The following is a 17258-nucleotide window of genomic DNA, read 5'->3' as shown; positions in this document are numbered from 1 at the left end:
CCGCCATCCCAGCCAGACTCCGGCAAAAGATGGGCCTATGAACCTCATCACCAAAACCCTCAGCCGCGCCGCCCACACGGCGTCGCTCCTCCTCCCCGTGCTCGCCGGGCGCTGGAGTCCCCGCGGCTTCTACCCGACGGCCCTCGTCGACGAAGCCACTCTGACCACCGTGCTCGAAGCCGCCCGTTGGGCTCCCTCGGCCAGCAACATGCAGCCGGCCCGCTTCATCGTCGCCCGCCGCGGCTCGGACAGCTTCGCGAAGATCCATGAGACGCTGATGGGCTTCAACAAGGCGGGGGCGGATGCCGCCTCCGTGCTGATCGTCAACGTCGCCACCCTGCCGATCGACGTGACCCGCGAGAACCCGTGGGCCCGCTACGACCTGGGTCAGGCCGTCGCCCATCTGACGATCCAGGCCCAGCACGAGGGACTGCACACCCACCAGCTCGGCGGCTTCGACGGCACCGCCCTCGGCGTGCTCGGCGACGTCTCCCTGCTCTCCCCTGAGCTGCTCGAACGCGAGTCCGCCCCGCGCACCCGCAAGCCTCTCGTCGAGCTTCTCCTGGTCAACGACTGGTCAACGACTAGTCAACGACCAGCAGCAAGAGCCCGCCCCGACACAGTAACTCCACAGCCCCGTCAGGTAAAAACATGATTCGACTATTTTTCCCGGCAACGCGCCCGGCTGCCCCCAGCAGTGAACACCGGTGGAGACCACGATGACCGAACACACCCCAAATCACTTTGATGTCGTCATCATCGGCGCGGGGCCGGCGGGAACGGCCGCGGCGCTCCGTGCCGCCGAACTGGGAGCCCGGGTCGCCGTGGCGGAGGCCGACCAGCTCGGCGGGACCTGCGTGAACACGGGGTGCGTGCCGACGAGGGTGCTCGCCAAGGCGGCGCGCCTGATGCGCGAGGTGCGCGCGGCAGATACCTACGGGATCGTAGTCAACGACCCCGTCATCGACTGGGCCACCATGGGAGACCGGGTGCAGTCGCGGGTGAACAAGGTGCGCTCGATCAAGAGCGAGGCCGAGAGGTTCGCGGCCGCCGGAATCGAACTGGTTCTGGAAGGTCGGGCGCGATTCATCGACCCGCATTCCGTGGTCCTGGACACCGGCCGCATCCTCACCGCCGCCACGTTCCTGGTCTGCGTCGGCGGGCATTCTCGGCGACTCGCCGTGCCGGGGGCGCACTTGGCGACGGTCCCGGAAGACATTCTGAAGCTGCCGTCGCTACCCCGACGGGTAGCCGTGATCGGCGCCGGAAACACCGGCGCCCAGTTGGTCACGGTGTTCAGCTCCTTCGGCTCCGACGTGACCGTGCTCGATGTGGCACCGCGCATCCTGATGGCGTCGGATTCCGACATCTCCGCCACGGTCTCGGCGGCGTTCCGCGAGCAGGGCGTGGCCGTGCACACGGGCATTGAAGCGGTGACGGCGATCGAGCCGGACGCCGACGGAACCCTCACCCTGTCCTGGCGCGAAAAAGGAACGGAACAGTCTTCCGCCTTCGACGCCGTCATTATGTCCACCGGTTGGCCGGCGGATGTCGACGACCTCGGGCTCGACCGGGCTGGCATCACCATCGAACGTTCCGCCATCCCGGTGGACCAGTACTTCCGGAGTGTCGTGCCCCATATTTTCGCGGTCGGCGACGCGAACGGCCGGGACATGCTCGTACAGGCGGCCCAATTCGAGGGCGAGGCCGCGGCCGAGAACGCGGTGCTGGGCGCCAATCGCAGAACGCCGCACCACCTGCTCCCGGCCGGCGGTTTCACCGACCCCGACTACGCGGGCGTGGGCTTCACCGAGGAGGAGGCCAGGGCTCGCGACCCGCACTGCGTCGTCGCGACAGTGCCCTACGCCGAACTCGACCGCGCTGTGATCGACGGCCGGGAACCTGGCTTCCTCAAGCTGATCGCCGACCGGCGGCGGGAGCTGATCCTCGGCGCCCATGCCACCGGGGAGAACGCGGTCGAAGTGATCCAATCCGTGACGACGGCGATGGCCGCCGGCGTCGACGTCGCCACTCTGGCCCGGGTGCGCTTCGCCTACCCCACCTACAGTGCCGTCATCGGCCTCACGGCCCGTCGACTACTGCTGGAAGCGCCGAAGCCGGCCGCGGTGATCCTGCCCGTCGCGGTGATCGAGCCCGTCGAGATCCCCCTCCCGACACGTGTGATCTCCGTGCCTACGGGAGCAGCATCACCTTGATGGCGCGGCGCTCGTCCATGGCGGCGTAGGCCTCGGCAACCTCGGCCAGCGGCAGCTGCAGGTCGAACACGCGGCCGGGGTTGATGGCACCCGAGAGCACCTCCGGCAGCAACTCTTCGACGTAGCCGCGAACGGATGCGACGCCGCCGTTCAGGCCCACGTTCCGCCCGAACAGCGGGCTAACCTCGATCGGTCCGCCGGTGGGCACGCCCACGTAGCCGACCATTCCGCCGGGACGGGCCGACGCGATGGCCTGCTCCATCGACTCCTTGGTGCCGACGCACTCGAGCACGCAGTCCGCGCCGATGCCGTCGAACAGCTCACGGATGCGGGCCACGCCGGCCTCGCCGCGCTCCTCGACGATCTCGGTCGCGCCGAACTCGCGGGCCACGATCTGCCGTTCGGGGTGACGCGACATGGCCACGATCCGGGAGGCCCCGAGCCGCTTGGCCGCGATGATGGCGCAGAGGCCGACCGCGCCGTCGCCGACGACGACGACCGTGCTGCCCGCGGTCACACCGGCGGAGACCGCGGCGTGGTGGCCGGTGCCCATGACGTCGGCGAGGGCCAGGAGACCGGGAACCTGGGCGTCGGTGGGCAGGGTCGGCGTCGCAACGAGCGACCCGTCGGCGTGCGGCACGCGCACTTTCTCGCCCTGGGCGCCGTCGGCGAAGCCGCCGAGCTGGTCGTCCGAGCCCCACCAGCCGCCGTTCAGGCAGGAGGTGCTGGTGCCGTTCTGGCAGTTGATGCATGTGTTATCGCAGTCGTAGAACGGCGCGATGACGAAGTCGCCGACCTTGACCCGGCTGACGTCGGCGCCGATTTCCTCGACGATGCCGACGAACTCGTGGCCGATTCGTTTCGGCTCCTCGGTGGGATGGATGCCGCGGTAGGGCCAGAGATCTGAGCCGCAGACGCAGGCTGCGACGACGCGCACGATGGCGTCACCGCCGGTGGAGAGAATCGGATCGGATACTTCTTCGAGGCGGATGTCCCGTTCCCCGTAAATCACTGTTGCACGCATGCTTCGACCCTATGCCAGCCCCCCTGACCGTCACCGGGGCAGGGGGCCCGTTCCGTCGTATTCCCGCCGAATTCCGCTAAACGCGAAATCCGGCGACGGATAGAACTACAGCAGCGCGTCGTCGTCGAGGTCGGCCGGGTCCACGACCAGCAACGGGGCGGATGCGACGCTGAGCGATTCCCCGTCCGGCGCCAGGTCCACCCGTACCGTCTCGCCGTCCCGCACGGCGCCCGACAGGATCGCGGTCGCCAACCTGTCGTCGATCTCGGTCTGCATCAACCGCCGCAGCGGGCGCGCACCGTAGATCGGGTCATAGCCGCGTTCCGCCAGCCAGGTGCGGGCATCCGGGGTCACGCCCAGCTCGAGCCGCCGCTCGATCAGCCGCTTTTCCAACCGGTCAACGAGCAGCCCGACGATCTGGCCGAGGTCCTCCATCGACAGCGATTCGAACACGACGATGTCGTCGAGACGGTTGACGAACTCGGGCTTGAACGTCTTGCGCACGAGTGCCTGCACGGCCGCCTCCTTCTCGTCCCGGCTGAGCACCGGGTCGATCAGGAACGCCGACCCGAGGTTCGAGGTCAGCACCAGGATCGTGTTGCGGAAGTCCACGGTGCGGCCCTGGCCATCCGTGAGCCGGCCGTCGTCGAGCACCTGCAGCAAGACATCGAAGACCTCCGGATGCGCCTTCTCCACCTCGTCGAACAAAATCACCGAATACGGGCGGCGGCGCACGGCCTCGGTCAGCTGCCCGCCCTGCTCGTAGCCGATATAGCCGGGAGGAGCCCCGACCAGACGGGACACGGAAAACTTTTCCCCGTACTCGCTCATGTCGATGCGCACCATCGCCTTTTCGTCGTCGAAGAGGAACTCGGCGAGCGCCTTCGCCAGCTCCGTCTTGCCCACGCCGGTCGGCCCGAGGAAGAGGAACGAACCGGTCGGCCGGTCCGGGTCGGAGATGCCGGCCCGGCTGCGGCGCACGGCGTCGGCGACCGCGCGCACGGCCTGCTTCTGCCCGACCAAGCGGTGCCCGAGCTCACCCTCGAGGTTCAGCAGCTTCTCCGTCTCGCCCTGCAGCAGCCGCCCTACCGGGATGCCGGTCCACATCGCGACCACGGCGGCGATGTCCTCCGCGGTGACCTGGTCACCGACCATCCGCGGCCCATCCTGCTCGGTCTGCTCCGCTTCGGCGAGTTCCCGTTCGATCACCGGGATGTCGCCGTAGAGCAGCCTGGACGCCTTCTCCAGGTTGCCCTCGCGCTCGGCCACCTCGGCCTGGCTGCGGGTGCTCACCAAGCGCTTCCTCAGATCGCCGATCCGGTTGAGCGAGGAACGCTCCTTGTCCCAGCGGTCCTGCAGCTCAGCAAGGGCCACCGTGTATTCGGCAAGGTCAGCACGCAACTTCCCCAGGCGAGCCTTAGAGGCGTCGTCCTTCTCTTTTTTCAGCGCGAGCTCTTCCAACTCCAGCCTCTGCACCCTTCGACGCAGTTCGTCGATTTCCACGGGAGCGGAGTCGATCTCCATCCGCAGCCGGCTGGCCGCCTCGTCGATCAGGTCGATGGCCTTGTCCGGCAGCTGGCGGGCGGTGATGTACCGGTTGGAGAGGGAGACCGCGGCCACCAGCGCCGAGTCCGCGATCGACACCTTATGGTGGGCCTCGTAGCGCTCCTTGAGCCCGCGCAGGATGGCCACAGTGTCTTCCGCACTGGGCTCGTCGACCAGCACCGGTTGGAACCGGCGCTCGAGGGCGGCATCCTTCTCGATGAATTCGCGGTACTCGTTGAGCGTGGTCGCACCGATCAGGCGCAACTCGCCGCGGGCGAGCATGGGCTTGAGCATGTTGGAGGCCGCCACGGACCCTTCGCCGCCGCCGGCACCCATCAGGGTGTGCAGCTCGTCGACGAAGGTAATGATCTGCCCCTGCGCGTCGTTGATTTCCTTGAGCACGGCCTTGAGCCGCTCCTCGAACTCGCCGCGATACTTGGCCCCCGCCACCAGGGCCGCCAGGTCGAGGGAGACCAGCTGCTTGCCCTTGAGGGAGTCGGCCACATCGCCGGCCACGATGCGCTGGGCCAGTCCCTCCACAACGGCGGTCTTGCCCACGCCGGGTTCACCGATCAGCACCGGGTTGTTCTTGGTGCGGCGGGTGAGTACCTGACTGACCCGCCGAATCTCCGCGTCCCGCCCGATCACCGGGTCAAGCTTGCCGGTCCGGGCGATCTCGGTGAGGTTGACACCGTACTGCTCCAACGCCGTCTTCGCTTCATCCTGGGGCGGTTGCTGACCTGCTTGCATCGGAAGATCCTCTCTCGGGCCGGCCGCTCTCGTCGCAGGTCGGCAAAAAGCTGAGCCTGTTGGACTCAAGTTTAGGGGACATCGAGAAAACGCGCCAGCGGTCCGGAGACAACTCGGCGGTGCTACGGCGGCAGCCCCATCACGACCCAGTTTTCGTCCGGGTATCCGAATTCCTCTGTCGGATGCCATACTTACCGAACAAAAGACCCGTTTCTACACTCAGCGCAGAGGATCAGGCCCGTGGCCACCCCCACCCTTAAAAACTTCATCAACGGCCGCTTTGTCACTCCCTCCGGCACCGAGCTGCTCGACATCGTCGATCCCACAACGGGACGCCGGGTTGCCCGGGCCCCGGTCTCCACCGCGGCCGACGTCGACGACGCGATGACCGCCGCGAAGACCGCCTTCCGCACCTGGGGCCGCACCACTCCCGCCGAGCGGCAGCGCGCGCTGCTGCGCCTCGCCGACGCGATCGATGCCGAGAGCGACGCCATCGTGGAGGCCCAGCACCGCAACACGGGCCAACCTCGCGCCACGATCGCCGTTGACGAGGTCGCGGCCGGCGCCGATCAGCTGCGCTTCTTCGCCGGTGCCGCCCGACTGCTCGAGGGCAAGTCCGCCGGTGAATATCTGCCCGGCATGACCTCCTGGGTACGCCGCGAACCGATCGGCGTGGTCGGGCAGGTCACCCCGTGGAACTTCCCCTTCCTGATGGCCATCTGGAAGATCGGCCCCGCGCTGGCGGCCGGCAACACCCTCGTGCTCAAGCCCAGCGACACCACCCCGGAGTCGACCCTCGAACTCGCCCGGATCAGCCAGGGCATCCTCCCCGACGGCGTGATGAACATCGTGCTCGGCAACGGCGGCACCGGGGCCGCGATCGTCGAGCATCCGGTACCCGGCCTGGTCTCGATCACTGGCAGCGTGCGGGCCGGTATGGCCGTCGCCGCCGGCGCCGCGAAGACGCTCAAGCGGGCCCATCTCGAGCTCGGCGGCAAGGCGCCGGCCCTGGTCTTCGCCGGCGTCGACGTCAGCGTGACCGCCGCCGCCATCGCCGACTTCTCCTTCTATAACGCCGGGCAGGACTGCACGGCCATCACGCGAGTGCTCGTGCACGAGTCCATCCATGACGAGTTCGTCGACGCACTCGTCGCCGAGGCCCGCAGCCGCACTACCGGGTCGGCCGACGACGCCGACAACTACTTCGGGCCGCTCAACAACGTCAACCATTTCGGCGACGTCTCGCGCAAGGTCGCGGCCCTGCCCGACCACGCTGTCATTGCCACCGGCGGACACCAGGTCGGCACCGAGGGCTTCTTTTTCGAGCCCACAGTCGTCACTCAGGTGCGCCAAACGGATGCGATCGTGCAGGAGGAAACGTTCGGCCCGGTGATCACGGTGCAGCCCTTCACGTCGGAGGAGCACGCGGTCACGCTCGCGAACGATGTCAACTACGCGCTCGCCTCCAGCGTGTGGACCCTCGACCACGCTACGGCCATGCGGGTCTCCCGCGACCTCGACTTCGGCGCGGTGTGGATCAACACCCATCTCCTGCTGACCGCCGAGATGCCACACGGCGGTTTCAAGCAGTCCGGATACGGCAAAGACCTGTCGATGTACGGCGTCGAGGACTACACCCGGATCAAGCACGTGATGAGCGCGCTGGAATAAACACGGGTCTCGACAGGCTCGACCACCGCCAGGCTCGACCACCGCCAACGAGAACAGAGGCCCCTCGATGACTTTCCACCCGCTCGACCCGCTCTCCGCCGCTGAGTTCACCTCCGCCGTCGCCATCCTCGCCCGCGAGCGCGGCGTCGCCGACGGGTGGCGGTTCACCTCGATCGAGCTGGTCGAGCCGCCCCGGAGCGCCGTCGCCGAGTTCACAGCTACCAGCGCGGTTCCCGACCGACGCGCACGGCTGGTAGTGCTCCACCGCGCCGAGAACACCACCTGGGTGGGCGTCGTCTCGCTCACGACCGACGCCCTGCTCGAGTGGGAAACGGTGCCGGGGATGCAGGCGAACTTCACCGTCGACGAGTGGGAGGAAGCCGACGCCGCCCTTCGCGCCCACCCCGATGTGATCGCCACTCTCGCCCGCCGGGGCATCACCGACCTCGACCTGGTCTTCATCGACACCTGGACCTACGGCGACGCGGTAATCCCCGACCGGTATCGCGGCCGCCGCCTGGGCTGGTCAGACGTCTGGGTCCGGGCGTCCACCGACGCCAACCCCTATGCGGGACCGGTCAGCGGCCTGCACTTCGTGCTCGACGTCAACACCATGGAACTGCTCCAGGTGGAGGACTCGTTCACGGTCGAACCGCCGGCGGGAATGGGCGAATACGTGCCGCACCTGGTGCCCCGGCGCATCCGGGATCGAAGCCCGCGCCCGCCGCTCACCCCGCTCGACATCGGGCAGCCCGACGGCCCGAGCTTCACGCTCGACGGCAACCTGATCGAGTGGCAGAACTGGTCGCTCCGGGTGGGCTTCAACTACCGCGAGGGCATGACCCTGCATACCGTGGGCTACCGGGACGGCGGCCGGGTGCGGCCCATCGCCAACCGGTTGTCGTTCGCGGAGATGGTCGTGCCCTACCGCGACCCCAGCGTCGACCATTTCCGTCGCACCGCCTTCGACATCGGCGAGTGGGGCCTCGGCTTCATGACCACCTCGCTCGAGCTCGGCTGCGACTGCCTCGGCGAAATCCGCTACCTCGATGCCGTGCTGCACAACAGCAAGGGCGAGCCGTACAGCATCCCGAACGCGTTCTGCATCCACGAGGAAGACAACGCGGTGCTCTGGAAGCACGTCGACCACAACGGCAGTGCCGAGGTGCGCCGGATGCGCCGGCTCGTCGTGTCCTTCCACGTCACGGTAGCGAACTACGAGTACCTCGTCTATTGGCGCTTCTACCAGGACGGCAACATGGAATGCGAGGTGCGCGCCACCGGGATCATGGTGGTGACGCACCTCGACGAGGGCCAGCCGCACCCCAACGGAACCCTGGTCGACACGCGCACCTACGCGCCGTTCCACCAGCACTTCATCGTGGCCCGGATGGACCTCGACGTCGACGGCCGCGAGAACACGGTGTTCCGCACCGAGACGCAGGCCGAGCCGATCAGCGCCGCAAACCCGCTCGGCCTCGCGATCACCCAGCTGAACACCCCGATCGAGACCGAGGGGTTCGACGACTACAACTGGGACACCCAACGGGCCTGGAAGGTCGTGAACGAGAACTCGCTCAACGGCCTCGGCACCCCCGTGTCCTACAAGCTGGTGCCCGGCGGAGCCATCCCGTCCTTCTTCGACCAGGCGGCGCCTGCCCTCCAACGCGCCCAGGTGATCGGGCACACGGTCTGGGTCACCCCGAACGACGAGTCCGAACGCTGGCCGTGCGGCGAGTTCGTCAACCAGAGCGCGGTCGACCACGGCCTGCCCGAGTGGATCCAGGCTCGCCGGCCGGTGCGGAACGCCGATATCGTGCTCTGGTACGTCTTCGGTATCCACCACATCACCCGACCGGAAGAGTGGCCGATCATGCCGGTCGACACCGTGTCGTTCTGGCTCAAGCCGGTCGGCTTCTTCGACCGCAATCCGTCGCTCGACGTGGAACGCAGCCCGGCGCACTGTGCGCCGGGCGAGCACGCCGAGCATGACCATGAACATGACCAGCCCGCCCATAATCCACAGCACTATGACCACTGAGTGCGACACCCGTCGCGAACCGAGGGAGAAACCAGCGTGACCCGAGTAGCCAACTACGTCATCGCATACGAAGCGACCGAACGGGGCAATGACACCGTCGAGCTGGGTGTCGCGCTGGCGCGCCTGACCCGCTCCGAGCTGCGTCTGTGCCTCGTGCTTCCGCATCATTCATCCACCGTCCCGGCCCGGGTCGGTGCTTCCACCTCCCCCGACTACCAGGCTCTGCTCGAGGAGCAGGCCCTCGAATGGCTGGAACAGGGCAAGGCCCTGGTTCCCGATGACGTGGTCGCCACAACGCATCTCTTCTACGCCGACTCCACCACGGAAGGGCTGCTCCAGGCCGCTCGCGCGTTCGACTCGGACCGCATCGTCGTCGGGGCCTCACGCCGCGGCCTGATGAACCGATTCACGATCGGCAGCGTGGCCAACGCGCTCCTGCACGCCTCGCCGGCGCCCGTCGCCCTCGCGCCCCGCGGCTACAAGGCTCCCGCACAGCTGACCCGGATCACCTGCGCCATCGGCACCCGGCCGGGCTGGAAGACGCTGCTCGACTCACTGGTGGCCTTCTCGGCGGACCTCACGGTCGACCTGCGTTTCGTCACGCTCGTGGAGGTCGACGCCGGTCGTCGGCACCCGGTCGACGAGAGCGAGAGCCAGGCCCACCTCGACGGCGTCCTGGAGTACTTCCAGAGTCGGTCGAAGGCGCGCGGCACCATCACCACCGAGGTCGCGTCCGGGCACACCGTCGAGGCCGCCGTCGAGGCCCTCGACTGGCAGCCGTCCGAAATCGCCTTCGTCGGCTCCAGCCGGCTGGCTCAGCCCACCACGATTTTCCTCGGCATCACCGCGCACCGCATGCTGCACGCGCTCCCCGTTCCCCTCATCGTGGTCCCCACCGGCACTGACGCCCGTAAGCCGCACTGACCCTAAGGACAGTCCATGACTAGCCAACATCCCTCCTCGGGCTCCACGCCCGGCACCTCCACCCTCACCGGCGGCCTTTCCGAGAAGGGCCTCAGCGCTGGCTCCATCGGGCTTCTCGGCGCCACGGTCATCGGCATCTCGTGCATCGCGCCGGCGTACACCCTGACGGCCTCCCTCGGCCCGACGGTCGCGGCCGTCGGCACCCAGATGCCGGGCATCTTCCTGGTCGGGTTCATCCCCATGCTGCTGGTGGCGCTCGGCTACCGCGAGCTCAACAACGCCATGCCGGATGCCGGCACCTCCTTCACGTGGGCCACCCGCGCCTTCGGGCCGTGGCTCGGCTGGATGGGCGGCTGGGGTCTGATCGTCGCGACGGTGGTCGTGCTCTCCAACCTCGCCGGAGTCGCCGTCGACTTCTTCTATCTGATGCTCGCCCAGCTTCTCGGCAACCCGAGCCTCGCCGACCTGACGAACAATGTTGTGATCAACGTGCTCACCTGTCTGGTGTTCATGGTGGCGGCCTGTTATGTCTCGTACCGCGGCATGGAGACCACGAAGGCCGTGCAGTACGTGCTCGTGGCCTTCCAGCTGATCGTGCTGGTCTGGTTCAGCGTCGCCGCCCTGCTGCAGGTCGTAGAAGGCACCGCCTTCGATGCCCTTGCGTTCAGCGCCGACTGGTTCAACCCGTTCCTCGCCCCTTCGTTCTCGGCCTTCGCGGCCGGGGTCTCGCTCTCGATCTTCATCTTCTGGGGCTGGGACGTCACCCTGACCATGAACGAGGAGACCAAGAACCCGAAGACAACCCCCGGGCGTGCGGCGACGTTGACCGTGGGCATCATCTTCGCGCTCTACATCCTCGTGGCGGTCGCCGCCCTGATGTTCTCCGGCATCGGCGCCGGCGAATTCGGACTCGGCAATGAGGAGATCCAGGGCAACGTGTTCGCCGCCCTCGCCGGACCGGTGATGGGTCCCTTCGCCATCCTGATGTCGCTGGCCGTGTTGTCCAGCTCGGCCGCGTCGCTGCAGTCGACCTTCGTCGGGCCGGCACGCACCATGCTATCGATGGGCCACTACAAAGCGTTCCCGAAGCGGTTCGCCTCAATCAGCCCGCGCTACAAGTCCCCGGCCTTCGCCACCGTAATGGCAGGAATCGTGGCCTGGGGCTTCTACGCGATCATGCGCGTGCTCAGCACCGATGTGCTCACCGACACGATCCTGACCCTGGGCATGATGATCTGCTTCTACTACGGGGTCACCGCGTTTGCCTGCGTCTGGTATTTCCGCGACTCGCTGAACGGGCCCCGGGCCATCCTGCTCAAACTCCTGGCGCCGCTGATCGGCGGGGTCATCCTGCTGGTCATCTTCGCAACCACTCTCTACGACAGCATGAACCCCGACTACGGCAGCGGATCGAACATCGGCGGGGTCGGGCTCGTGTTCATCCTCGCGATGGTGCTGTTCATCGGCGGCCTCGTGCTGATGCTGATCCAGCGCAGCGTCAACCCGGCCTTCTTCCAGGGAAAGACGTTGACGAAGGGGTCCTCGAAGGAACACGGGCACGTCGAGTAGCCCCCTGATGCGCCCGGCCGGGCACGGCCGGGCACAGCCGGGCTGGGGCATGGAAGAATGGTTCCCGCCATGGCCCACACGTTCAGCTCCCACGACATCGCGCTCCTTGTGGGCAGCCAGGCGTTCTCACGCGGCGAACGCTACGCCCGCAACGGCCACGTTGATGCCGAGACCTGGTTCGGCTCGAACACCCAGCTCTTCGGCATGGTGCGCGGTTCTCACCCGACGCCCTATTCGGTGACCGTCTCGTTCACCCTTGATTCCGCCGGCGCCGCGGTGCGGGCATCCGGCGTCTGCACCTGCCCGATGAAGCGCAACTGCAAGCATGTCGCCGCGCTGCTGATCGCGAGCCAGGGCGGCGCCGTGGGCCGCAGCCTCGGCGGAGTGCCGGGTGCCCCCGCCACCGCCCTGGGCCGCGAGCCCGGGTCGGCCGTCGGCACCGCCGGGTTCTCCGCACGGGCAGCGTGGCGAAGTACGCTGGCTCCTCTGACGCGACCGGATTCCGCGCCGTCCGCAGACACCCGCCTCGCCCTCCAGTTCCAACTTCTCGCTCCCGAGCACGGGCGTTTCGCCAGTCAGCCGGGGCTGCGCCGGCTGGCGGCGCGGCCCGTGATGATGGGCAAGCAGGGCAAGTGGATCCGGGGCAGCGTCACCTGGGAGAACCTGACCACCGACGGGTCGCTCGACCGCGGCCAGCTGCGGGTGCTCTCGGCGCTCTACGCGCTGCAGTTCGCGGCCCGCCCGTACTACGCCACCTCCACCCAGTGGATTCCGGTCGACGCTTTCCCCGACCGAGCGCTCTGGGACCTGCTCGACGACGCGGCGAACGCCGGGCTCCCCCTGGTCTCCGCCACGGCGCAGCAGGATCCCGTGCTCGTCTCGCCCGTTCCTGCGTGCCTCGAGCTGGACATCCGTCGTGTGTCCGACGGCCTCACGCTGCGCCCCGTCCTGCTGCTGGGCGACGAGCCGCAGGCGCGCGGCACGTTCGGGTTCATCGGCAACCCCGCCCACGGCGTCTACACCTGGGCGGGCCAGTCCGGCAGCGATTCCCCGCAGATCACCCTCGCCCCGCTGTCGGGCGAGATCAGCCGGGAGCTGCGGTCCATGGCGGCCTCCGACACCATCGCGGTGCCGGGCGCGGACGAGGCCGACTTCCTGGCCGAGTTCTACCCGTTCCTTCGGCACCGGGTCACCGTGACCAGCCGGGACGAGTCGTTCGCCCTGCCCGAGACCCCGCAGCCCGTGCTGGCCCTGACCGTCACGCACCAGATGGATGCCCGCATCACCCTGCACTGGGTGTGGCACTACCCGGAATACCACCAGCCACTCCGCCCGGTGCCGGACGATGACAGGTTTCGCGACGGCACCCGGGAGGGACAGATCCTGCACGACGTGCAGGCGCTCCTCACCTCCGTGCCGGCCCTGGTAGGGCAGCAGAGCGGCCTGCCGGTACTGATCGAGCGCGCCACCCTGGCCGGCACCGCCATGCTCGGCTTCCTCGACTCCGTGGTGCCGACCCTGGCGGCCGCAGACCATGTCACCGTGCTGGTCGCCGGCGATGCCCCCGACTACCGCCAGGCCGACGAGGCGCCGGTGATCACCGTGGGCACCACCGAACGCCCGGATGACCGGGACTGGTTCGACCTGCAGGTGGCCGTCAGCATCGACGGCGAGGAGATCCCGTTCGACAGCCTGTTCCGGGCCCTGGCGGTCGGTCAGCAGCTGATGATCCTGCCCAGCGGCACCTGGTTCAATCTAGACCGCCCCGAACTGCACACGCTCCGCCGGCTGATCGAGGAGGCCCGAGGGCTGCAGGACGCCGGCGCCGAGTCCCTGGGGATCAGCCCGTTCCAGGCCGACCTCTGGGAGGAGCTGCAGTCCCTCGGGGTCGTCGCCGGCCAGGCGGCCGCGTGGCGCGACACCGTGTCCGGGCTCACCGACGTCGCCCAGATTCCGGAACAGCCGCTGCCGGCCGGGGTCGACGCCACCCTGCGCGGCTATCAGCAGGCCGGTTTCGAGTGGGTGAGCTTTCTCTACGACCATCAACTGGGAGGCATCCTCGCCGACGACATGGGCCTCGGCAAGACCCTGCAGGCCATCGCCCTGATGGAACGCGTGCGGGAGCAGCCGGGGCAGAGCGCGCCGTTCCTGGTCGTGGCACCCACCAGCGTGGTCTCCAACTGGGCGGCCGAGTGCGCCCGATTCGCGCCCGGCCTGCGGGTGGCCGCGATCACCGAGACCGCCGGCAAGCGCAGCAGCACTCTGGCCTCGCTGCACGCCGGCGCGGACGTCGTCGTCACCTCGTACACGCTATTCCGGCTGGACTTCGGCGACTACGAGGCCCTGGCCTGGTCCGGGCTGCTGCTCGACGAAGCCCAGTTCGTCAAGAACCGCAAGTCCCGCGCCCACCAGTGCGCCCGCCGCCTGGCCACCCCGTTCAAGCTCGCGATCACGGGCACGCCGCTGGAGAACAACCTGATGGAGTTCTGGTCGCTGCTCTCAATCACGGCACCGGGACTGTTCCCCAGCCCCGGCCGCTTCGGCGACTACTACCAGAAACCGATCGAGAAGGATGCCGACGGCGACCGGCTCGACCAGCTGCGCCGCCGCATCCGCCCGTTCATGCTGCGCCGCACGAAGGAGCAGGTGGCCGGCGACCTGCCCACCAAGCAGGAGCAGGTGCTTGAGCTCACGCTGCACCCGAAGCACCGCGCGGTCTACGACACCCACCTGCAGCGGGAACGGCAGAAGGTGCTCGGCCTGATCGACGACATGAACTCCAACCGTTTCGAGATCTTCCGCTCGCTCACCATGCTGCGCCAACTCAGCCTCGATGCCAGCCTCTACGACACGAAGTACGACGACATCCCGTCGACCAAGCTCGACGTGCTCCTCGAACTGCTGGAGGACGTCGTCGCCGGCGGGCATCGCACCCTCATTTTCAGCCAGTTCACAAAGTACCTGGGCAAGGCCCGCGCACGCCTCGACGCCGCGGGCATCAGCTATTCCTACCTCGACGGCAAGACCCGCAACCGGGCGCAGGTGATCGAGAGCTTCAAGGCCGGCGACAATTCGGTCTTCCTGATCAGCCTCAAGGCCGGCGGGTTCGGCCTGAACCTGACCGAGGCCGACTACGCCATCCTGCTCGACCCGTGGTGGAACCCGGCCACCGAGGCGCAGGCCGTGGACCGCATGCACCGGATCGGCCAGACGAAGAACGTCTTCGTCTACCGCCTGGTCTCCCGGGACACGATCGAGGAAAAGGTGATGGCCCTCAAGGCCACGAAGGCCCGCCTCTTCGAGAGCGTGATGACGGATGGCGCCGCGCGCGGGACCGCCCTGACGGCCGCCGACATTCGTGAGCTGCTCGCTTAGCCCACGCACCGGTACCCGCCCGCTGAGTCGCCCGCGCTGAGTCGCCCGCGCTGTCGCCCGCGCTGTCGCCCGCACGAGTGCCCGCCCCGGGCACGCGAGTAGGCTTTCAGCTGCCGGTCACGAGACCGCCGTCCCAGCAAGAGGTAGCCCATGCCGCAGCACCGCCCGTTCGCTCCCCTGCCCGAATCCACCGTGATCGGAGCCGAGGGCTGGCCGGCCGGGCTGGTCGCCGCCGTGCGCGCGTCGACCGAGGCGGCGGCACGCGCCACACTGCCCTGGGTGGGTCGCGGCGACAAGATCAACGCCGACCAGGCGGCCGTCGCCGCCATGCGTGCCGTTCTCCTGACCGCGCCTTTTCGCGGAACCGTGGTGATAGGCGAGGGCGAGAAGGACCAGGCCCCCATGCTTGCCAACGGGGAGCAGCTCGGCACGGGGAACGGACCGGACTGCGACATCGCAGTCGACCCGCTCGACGGCACGACCCTCGTCGCCCGGAACCTGCCCGGGGCGGTGTGCGTGATCGCCATCTCCCCCCGAGGCACGATGTTCGATCCCGCCGGTGTTTTCTACATGGAGAAGCTCATCTCAGGCCCAGCCGGTCACGGCGTGCTCGACCTGCACGCCTCCGCCACCCGCAACCTCCGTGCGTTCTCGCTCGCCAGCGGCATCCCCGAGACCGCGCTCACCGTCGCTGTGCTCGACAAACCGCGCCACGTCGAACTCATCCGCGAACTCGGGTGCGCCGGAGCACGCGTGCTCCGCACGGCCGAGGGTGACGTCTCCACGGCCATCGCCGCCGCATCGACGGATGCCGCGATCGACCTCTCGATGGGAATCGGCGGTACCCCGGAAGGCGTCATCGCGGCCTGCGCCGTGCGCGCCCTCGGCGGCGTGATGCTCGGGCGGATGGCCCCGCAGAGTGAGCCCGAAGAGCGCGGCGCCCGGGCCGCGGGCCTCGACCTCACCCGCATCTACGACGCAGCAGACCTGGTGGCGAGCAAGCACGTGCTTTTCGCGTCGTCCCCGGTCACCTGAGCCACCGCGCTCTGCTCCAAAAGTCGATCCGCCCGATGTTCGACCCGGTCGAGACCCGATTCATCTCCCGACCTCAGCCCGAGGCAGAATAGAACGGTGAGTTCCACAACTACCTTTGCCCTGATCCGCCACGGCCAGACCGACTGGAATGCCGCTCTGCGTATCCAGGGCCACTCCGACATCCCGCTCAATGACACCGGGCGTGGCCAGGCAGCGGATGCCGTCGGCCACCTGGCCGCACAGGAGTGGGACTTCGTCGTCTCCTCACCACTCAGCCGCGCAGCCGAGACGGCCGATCTCATCGCCCGGGGCCTCGGCCTGACCGTCACCGGTCGCATCCCAGGGATCGTCGAGCGCAACTACGGTCCCGCCGAGGGACTGGGCGCAGGCCCCGAGCTGGACGCGCTCCGCGTCCCCGGCGGCCCCACCGGAATCGGCGGCTTCCACGGCGCCGAAACCGAGGCCAGTGTCGCCGACCGCGGAGTCGAGGCCCTGCAGCTGCTGGCCCGCAACCACCCGGGTGCCCGTATCATCGTCGTCAGCCACGGAACACTGATCCGACTGACGCTGATGCAGGCGCTCGAGAAGCCCGTCGACACGATCAGGAACGCCTCCCTCAACGTGGTCGTCCATGACCAGGCAGGCTGGACCCTCGACGTCCTCAACGGCGAGCCCGTCCCCGCCGGCAACCTCCTCCCCATCAACTAGCAGCCGCCGGTCCCGCACCCCGCATGACTGCACCCGGAACGGGCCTACTCACCCTCGCTTAGCGACGGCAGGCCCCCTCGCGCGGGTGGCCCTCTGTCGTCGGTGCAGGTGTGCGCCCTCGCACCAGAGCCCGTGTGTGTGTGGCTAACTCAGGACATCTGTTGCCCGCAGTAGACGGCCGCCGCGGGTTAGTGCGGCATTGGTGCGGATGCCCGGCACGGCCCGGCTGGATCTCCTGAGTTGGCCACGACCGCTGCCGGATGTGCGCCGCGGGGTGGATGGGGCGGGGGCGTCGCTGTTGGTGGCCACCGGGCGGGGCGGTGGTGGTGGTTAACGCACAATGGCCACCCGTTGGGGTGGCCATTGTGTGTGTTGCTACGTTGAGTCCGGCGGTGTCCTA

At 68.3% G+C, this 17258-nt stretch carries 11 protein-coding genes; 9 read left to right on the top strand and 2 right to left on the bottom strand.

Annotation, left to right across the window (positions count from 1 at the left end; genetic code table 11):
- Window positions 1–37: 37 nt before the first annotated feature.
- Together CXY79_RS04960 and CXY79_RS04955 are read left to right on the top strand one after the other, a co-directional pair.
- Window positions 38–655: a nitroreductase family protein gene (locus CXY79_RS04960; RefSeq protein WP_104100044.1), complete on the top strand. Its 618-nt coding sequence runs from the start codon at window positions 38–40 to the stop codon at window positions 653–655.
- Window positions 656–719: 64 nt separating this feature from the next.
- A complete protein-coding gene (locus CXY79_RS04955; protein ID WP_104100043.1) occupies window positions 720–2216 on the top strand; it encodes an NAD(P)/FAD-dependent oxidoreductase in 1497 nt (498 codons plus the stop codon).
- Here the strand turns inward: CXY79_RS04955 and CXY79_RS04950 are convergent.
- Complete coding sequence (locus tag CXY79_RS04950; RefSeq protein WP_104100042.1) at window positions 2194–3240, bottom strand: zinc-dependent alcohol dehydrogenase family protein; 1047 nt, start codon at window positions 3238–3240, stop codon at window positions 2194–2196. The two genes, CXY79_RS04955 and CXY79_RS04950, sit on opposite strands and share 23 nt — an antisense overlap.
- 105 nt (window positions 3241–3345) lie before the next feature.
- A complete protein-coding gene (locus tag CXY79_RS04945; protein WP_104100041.1) occupies window positions 3346–5535 on the bottom strand; it encodes an ATP-dependent Clp protease ATP-binding subunit in 2190 nt (729 codons plus the stop codon).
- Between the two features lie 240 nt (window positions 5536–5775).
- On the opposite strand from CXY79_RS04945, the gene CXY79_RS04940 reads away from it, so the two are divergent.
- The 7 genes from CXY79_RS04940 to CXY79_RS04910 all read left to right on the top strand — a co-directional run bounded on the left by CXY79_RS04940 (window position 5776) and on the right by CXY79_RS04910 (window position 16858).
- Entirely contained in the window at window positions 5776–7206 is a 1431-nt protein-coding gene (locus CXY79_RS04940) for an aminobutyraldehyde dehydrogenase (protein WP_104100040.1), read from the top strand.
- Between the two features lie 67 nt (window positions 7207–7273).
- Window positions 7274–9247, top strand: a complete 1974-nt coding sequence (locus tag CXY79_RS04935; protein WP_104100039.1) for a primary-amine oxidase — start codon at window positions 7274–7276, stop codon at window positions 9245–9247.
- Window positions 9248–9283: 36 nt separating this feature from the next.
- The gene (locus CXY79_RS04930; RefSeq protein WP_233191258.1) at window positions 9284–10171 is read left to right on the top strand and encodes a universal stress protein; all 888 of its coding nucleotides are present in this window, start codon (window positions 9284–9286) and stop codon (window positions 10169–10171) included.
- Between the two features lie 15 nt (window positions 10172–10186).
- Window positions 10187–11740 carry an APC family permease gene (locus tag CXY79_RS04925; protein WP_104100038.1) on the top strand — a complete coding sequence of 518 codons (1554 nt, stop codon included), beginning with the start codon at window positions 10187–10189 and terminating at the stop codon, window positions 11738–11740.
- Between the two features lie 69 nt (window positions 11741–11809).
- Entirely contained in the window at window positions 11810–15115 is a 3306-nt protein-coding gene (locus tag CXY79_RS04920; RefSeq protein WP_158250223.1) for a DEAD/DEAH box helicase, read from the top strand.
- Between the two features lie 150 nt (window positions 15116–15265).
- Window positions 15266–16150, top strand: coding sequence for a fructose-bisphosphatase class II family protein (locus CXY79_RS04915; protein WP_104100036.1), 885 nt, complete (start codon window positions 15266–15268; stop codon window positions 16148–16150).
- 96 nt (window positions 16151–16246) lie between these two features.
- The gene (locus CXY79_RS04910; protein WP_104100035.1) at window positions 16247–16858 is read left to right on the top strand and encodes a histidine phosphatase family protein; all 612 of its coding nucleotides are present in this window, start codon (window positions 16247–16249) and stop codon (window positions 16856–16858) included.
- The last annotated feature ends 400 nt before the right edge of the window (window positions 16859–17258 follow it).

Origin of the sequence: Cryobacterium sp. M96 (genome assembly GCF_002929845.1) — a bacterium.
GTDB lineage: Bacteria > Actinomycetota > Actinomycetes > Actinomycetales > Microbacteriaceae > Cryobacterium > Cryobacterium sandaracinum.
This window is presented reverse-complemented; position numbering and strand designations above follow the sequence as displayed.